The 5,538-nt window shown below is 61.3% G+C and carries 8 protein-coding genes; 4 read left to right on the top strand and 4 right to left on the bottom strand.

Annotated features, from left to right (window positions below; all coding sequences use genetic code 11):
- From EN750_RS16530 to EN750_RS16515, 4 genes are all read right to left on the bottom strand, one after another.
- On the bottom strand, nt 1-388 hold a 388-nt coding region (locus EN750_RS16530; RefSeq protein WP_127397044.1), incomplete at its 3' end, for a heme-dependent oxidative N-demethylase subunit alpha family protein.
- Nucleotides 389-479: 91 nt separating this feature from the next.
- Nucleotides 480-1,445 (bottom strand): PDR/VanB family oxidoreductase, encoded by a 966-nt coding sequence (locus EN750_RS16525; protein ID WP_127397043.1) that lies wholly within the window; start codon nt 1,443-1,445, stop codon nt 480-482.
- Nucleotides 1,442-2,038, bottom strand: a complete 597-nt coding sequence (locus EN750_RS16520) for a dimethylamine monooxygenase subunit DmmA family protein (RefSeq protein ID WP_127397042.1) — start codon at nt 2,036-2,038, stop codon at nt 1,442-1,444. The genes EN750_RS16525 and EN750_RS16520 overlap by 4 nt, the downstream gene beginning before the upstream one ends.
- A 41-nt stretch (nt 2,039-2,079) precedes the next feature.
- On the bottom strand, nt 2,080-3,213 hold the full coding sequence (locus tag EN750_RS16515) for an aminomethyltransferase family protein (protein ID WP_127397041.1): 1,134 nt from the start codon (nt 3,211-3,213) through the stop codon (nt 2,080-2,082).
- Nucleotides 3,214-3,498: 285 nt separating this feature from the next.
- Here EN750_RS16515 and EN750_RS16510 point away from each other — a divergent pair, with 285 nt between their 5' ends.
- The 4 genes from EN750_RS16510 to EN750_RS16495 all read left to right on the top strand — a co-directional run.
- Entirely contained in the window at nt 3,499-3,786 is a 288-nt protein-coding gene (locus EN750_RS16510) for a hypothetical protein (protein WP_027036059.1), read from the top strand.
- 12 nt (nt 3,787-3,798) lie between these two features.
- Complete coding sequence (locus EN750_RS16505) at nt 3,799-4,176, top strand: hypothetical protein (RefSeq protein ID WP_013532899.1); 378 nt, start codon at nt 3,799-3,801, stop codon at nt 4,174-4,176.
- A gap of 35 nt (nt 4,177-4,211) precedes the next feature.
- Nucleotides 4,212-4,373 carry a hypothetical protein gene (locus tag EN750_RS16500; RefSeq protein ID WP_013532900.1) on the top strand — a complete coding sequence of 54 codons (162 nt, stop codon included), beginning with the start codon at nt 4,212-4,214 and terminating at the stop codon, nt 4,371-4,373.
- Nucleotides 4,374-4,387: 14 nt separating this feature from the next.
- Nucleotides 4,388-5,538: amino acid permease (locus EN750_RS16495; RefSeq protein ID WP_127397040.1), on the top strand; the 1,151-nt coding region annotated here is incomplete at its 3' end.

The raw sequence follows: 5,538 nt of genomic DNA, 5'->3' as shown, positions 1-5,538 counted from the left end.
CGTCGATACCGAGCGGCCGGTTGATCCAGCGCCAGCGATCGCCGTCGCGGATCAGCGTGAAATGCTCGGGATAGCCCAGCGCCTGCTGCTCCATCAAAAGCTCGAGCAGGTCCCAGCCGGCCAGCGTCATGTGCGGCAGCGACTGGCAGCGCAGCGGATCCTCGGCCAGGACCAGCGCGCGGTCCTGCATCTCGGCGACATAGTGCTCGTCGACGTCGATCAGGTTTTCCAGCACGCTGCCCCTGGGCCCGACGACATGCGGCTCGATGTTGACCGCATACATGTAGGCGTCTTCGTGGAACGGGAACGGGAAGCGCCTGATGTGCTCAGGGCTGTTCTTGAAGGTGAAGTCGTCGCGGAACGTTTCCTTGCGAAAGGTGATGCCCATGATTTTCTCCTAGAGCGGGCTGCCCGCTCTATCTCTTTGTTTTAGCCGCATTTCTGCGACGCCAAGTGTATCCACTTGGCTGCAAAATGCTCTACCGTTCCAGGACCAGCGACCGGCCTTCGAAGCGCGACACGCACGGCATGATCTTCTTGCCCGAACGGTGCTCTTCCTCGCTCAGCCAGTGGTCGTTGTGGATGAACCTGCCGTCGCAAGAGATGACGTTGGTTTCGCACTGGCCGCAGACGCCGCCGCGGCAGAGATAGGGCGGATCGACGCCGGCCGCCTCGATCGCTTCCAAGAGGCTCTGCTGCTCATCGACCCTGATCGACTTGCCGCTGACGGCAAGCCTCACGTCGAACGGCAGTCCGGGCTGGGGTGCCGCGAAATGCTCGAAATGCACGGTTTCCGCCGGCCAGCCGAGGCTTGCCGCGCGATCGCGCACCCAGTTGATCATGCCGGCCGGGCCGCAGACATAGAGATGCGTGCCGAGCGGCTGTGTCGACAGCAACCGGTCGAGTTCGATGCGCTCCTCAAGGTCGTCATGATAGAGCCTGACCCGGCGGTCGTAGCGCTCGCGCAGCACATCGGCATAGGTGCCGAGCGATGCGGTGCGGCAGGTGTAGTGCAGTTCGAAATTGCCGCCTTCCGCCGCAAGCTGAGCGGTCTGTGCCATGAACGGCGTGATGCCGATGCCGCCGGCCAGCATCAGATGCTTTTTGGCGCGCAGGTCGAGCGAGAACAGGTTGACGGGGTAGCTGACCACCATCTCCATGCCCGGCTTGACGCTCCGGTGCATGAACAGCGAGCCGCCACGGCCGACATCGTCGCGCCGCACCGAGATCGTGTATTCGCGCGTATCGAGCGGCGAGCCCATCAGCGAATAGGGATTGAGCCTGGTGCGTTCGCCGTCGCGCATCTCGACCACGACATGGGCGCCGCCGGAAAAAGTCGGCAAAAGCTCGCCGTCGCGCCGGCGAAAATGGAAGCGGGTGACGAGGTCGTTGACCGGGACGACGTCGCTGACGACGACATCGAGTTTTGTGGTGCCGGTGCTCATCGAAAAATCTCCTCCATCGGAGGAATCTCCGAGCGATCTTCCGCATTGATGCAGACGCCCTGGAACGCGGCGATGCGCCTGGAGTAGTGATCGCGCACCAGAAGCAGCAGGCCGCAATGCGCGCAGGTCGCCGGCTGCGTGGTCACATCCTCGGTGATGCCCTTGCAGTGGACGCATTGCATGCGCCGCGCCAGCGAGCCGCGGTGCTCGGTCTGGATCGAGGTGTGGTCGATGCCGGCTTCAAGCGCCACCTGCATCGCCTGGCCGATCAGGCCCTCGGTGCCCGAGAGATAGAGGCGCAGGCCCATATGCGCGTTGGCGAGTGTCTGCCTGAGCCGTGGCAGCAGGCTGGCGAAGGACGGTGCCTGATGAAACTGTGCCGGTTTCAGCGCTTCGAGGGCGGCGATGGGTTTTCCGTCAGGCCCAGGAATGAAGACGATTTCGGCGTCGTCGAAAAACCCGGGCGGCGCCCTCTCGGCCATCTCCGCTATTGCCAGCGCCCCTTCCGCATCCGCGATAAAAAGATGATGCTTGCCGGCTTGCGGAGACAAGGTTCCGTAAACGGGCCGGCTGATGATGCTTTTGGCTGCCATTTAAGTCTTCGTGCCTCGAACCCCTCGCTATCGACTATGCCTCAACCTTTCGCCGTGCGCTTGGTCTTCTTGGGATCGTCGAACGGAAGCGGCTGCGCGGTGGCCTTGATGGCGCCGCTCTTGTTGCGGATTTCGAGCTTGGTGTCCTTTACCGCGCAGTCAACGTCGAGGCGGGCGATGCCCATCGATTTCTCGACCAGCGGCGAATACATGGCGCAGGTCACCACGCCGACCTTCTTGCCGTCGCGGTAGACCGGCGCCCCTTCATCGGCCGGCTCCTTGCCATCGAGCCGCACGCCATAGATCTTGAAGCGCTCCTTGCCTTTCAGGCGATAGTGCTCCTCGGCGCCGCGAAAGCCGGTCTTGCCGGGGCTGACGGTGAAGTCGAGGCCGAGTTCCCACAGCGTGTCGCCGGGGCCTTCGTTCTCAAACGGATATTTCTGCGAATTGTCGTAGGGGTAGAAGAGCAGATAACTTTCGACACGCAGCATGTCGAGAGTGGTGAAGCGGCACGGAATGATGCCGGCGCTCTTGCCTTCGTCGAGGATCCTGTCCCAGATCGTGCCGGCATCCTGGCCACGGCAGAAGATCTCGTAGCCGCGCTCGCCGGTATAGCCGGTGCGCGAGATCATGACAGGCAAGCCGAACAGCTGCGCCTGCATGTGATGGAAATAGTTGAGGTCGCGAATGCCCGGCACATGCTTGGCCAGATAGTCGACGGCGGTTGGCCCCTGCAGCGACAGATCGTGCAGGTTGTCGTCGAAGCGCAGCGAGACGTCGCGTCCTACCGAAGCACGCTGCAACTCCTCATGGCCGGTGCCCGAACCATGCACGACCATCCATGCATTCGGTCCGGTCCGGTAGAGTATACAGTCGTCGGTGAATTTTCCCGCCTCGTTCAGCATGCAGGCATAGGCTGACTTGCCGGGATAGATCTTTTCGACATCGCGCGTCGTCGCCAGGTCGATCAGGTGTGAGGCATGCGGCCCGGTGATGTGGACTTTCTTGAGGCCGGAGACATCCATCAGACCAGCCTTGGTGCGGATGGCGATGTACTCCTCGTCGGCATCCTTGTCGTAGGTCCAGGCGGTTCCCATGCCGCTCCAGTCTTCGAGCTTCGAACCGAGCGCGCGATGGCGATCCGCCAGGGTCGAAAATCTCCAGGATGCCGTCATCCGCTCGTCCTCCGTTTCGATAATGCTCTGCTGTTCCCTGCCCCCTGCGCAGCGGCGGGAGCTTTGGCCGAATATTGATCGCAAACCTCCGGGCGCCGCAATACCCATAAGCAATTAATTTCATTGTCAGGCAAAATCCGCCGCGCAAACCAAACGGTCAACCCCACGTAAATCGCGCTTGACAATTGCGAGATTCAGACGGAATTTATGAAAAAAATTTCACTCTGTTGAAAGAGGACGGCGGACGGGGATTCGGAACCGGACGGCGGAAAAGGGGAGAAACCGATGTCAGACATGCAACAGCGCATCGAAGCGCTGTATCGTTCCGACGTGCGCGGAGCCGCGCTCCTGATCGTCTGCCTGTGGGCGACGATCCTCTTCGTCCTCCTCATGACATGGCCCTACATCCCGCACAGCGGCATCAAGGCCGTGGTCGCGATCGCCGCCGCCGCCGTGCTGATCTTCAACACGGCCGCCATCCTGGCGATGGTCAAGCACTACAAGGAAGACAAGGAATTCATCTACGGGCTCGATATCAAGAACGCCGACGCGTTCCGCAACCGCAAGTCCTGAGGGGTAAAAGAGATGTCCCGCTACACGCCGCCGGAACAAAGCAAGGCCGGGCAGGTTTTCGACATCGCCGTCGTCGTCGTTGCCATTTTCGTGGCACTGTGGCTACCGCTCAAGCTGGGCCTCGCCGGCGCGGCGAAATCCATCGACGCGCTCGACGCCAAGACCTGGGAAGCGCTAGGCCAGAACCCGACCATGGCGTCTATCTGGGAAAAGCTCGGCTATACGCCCGAGACCGCGCACGACATCATCCAGAACCGCTTCCACTATGTCATCGACTGGCCGACGCTGATCATCATGGCGGCGGTGCTGATCGGTTATTTCGTCTTCCTGTTTCGTGCATCAGACCGCGAATATCGCGACGTCATCAACGAAAAATTCGACGACAAGTAAGAGTTCTGAGGACGATTTAATCGGGGGACACGATCATGTGGGTAGCACTCTCTTACGCATGCTGGGGCATCTCGATCGTGCTCGCTTTGTGGATGCTCTACGACTGGTTCAAGGTTGACACGACCTTCTCCGAAGAGGTGCTGACCTCGTCTCGCGAGGGCGAACTGGAAGCCACTTCCGAAAAACACCGGATCTGAGTGAGGATTGAACAATGACGATCGCACTTGAACCGGCTGCCCCGGCTGCCCAAGGGGACAGAGTTTCACTCCTGCGCGTGCTCGGACCGGCCCATGTCTGGGCGCTCGGCGTCGGCATCGTCCTGGTCGGCGAATTCACCGGCTGGAATTTCTCGGCGGACAAGGGTGGCGCACTGGCCGCGCTGATCGTCTGCTGGGTCGTGGGATTGCTCTACACCTCGGTCGCCATGATCGATTCCGAGGTGACATCGACCGTGGCCGCCGCCGGCGGCCAGTATGCGCAGGCAAAGCACATCGTCGGACCGCTGATGGCGTTCAACGTCGCGCTGTTCCTGGTCTTTGCCTACACCATGCTCGAAGTATCCGACGCCATCCTGCTCGGCGACACCATCGTCGCCAAGGCCGGCGTCGAAGGGCTCACCCACAATTCCTTCATCGCCGCGACCATCGTCGTGCTGGCGTGGCTGAACTATCGCGGCGTGCTGATGACGCTCAATGTCAACTTCGTCATCACAGCGGTCGCCTATATCTCGATCGTCATCCTGTTCTTTTCGGTCAGCCCGTGGACGCAAGGCGCCGTGCTGAAGCTGAACGAGCTGGTCACGCCAGGCAATGCGCTCCCCTATGGCTGGATCGGCGTCATCGCCGCCTTCCAGTTCGGCATCTGGTACTATCTCGGCATCGAAGGCACCACACAGGCCGCCGAGGAAGTGCGCTCGCCGGCCCGCTCGCTGCCTTACGGCACCATGGCCGGCATGATCACGCTTTTGATCGCCGCCGCCATGACCTGGTATGTCTGCGCCTCGATGATGCCATGGGAATATCTCGGCATCACCTATTATCCGCTGTGGGACGCCGGCAAGCTGACTGGCAGCCCGCTGCTCGAGAACCTGTTGTTCGTCGCCACGCTGCTTGCTGCAATGGCCTCCGCCAATGGCTGCATCAACGATGCGGCGCGCGCCTGGTTCTCGCTCGGCCGCGACCGCTATCTGCCGACATGGTTCTCGGCCGTGCATCCGAGATATCGCACGCCCTATCGTTCGATCCTGTTCCTGCTGCCGATCGCGCTGGCCTTCGCCTTCATCGCCGACCTCAACCAGGCGATCACCTTCTCGATCCTGTCGGGCGTGCTGCAATACACGTTCATGAGCATCAACATCATCAT

It is taken from the genome of Mesorhizobium sp. M7A.F.Ca.ET.027.03.2.1, from assembly GCF_003999175.1.
Classification (GTDB): Bacteria; Pseudomonadota; Alphaproteobacteria; order Rhizobiales; family Rhizobiaceae; genus Mesorhizobium.
This window is presented reverse-complemented; position numbering and strand designations above follow the sequence as displayed.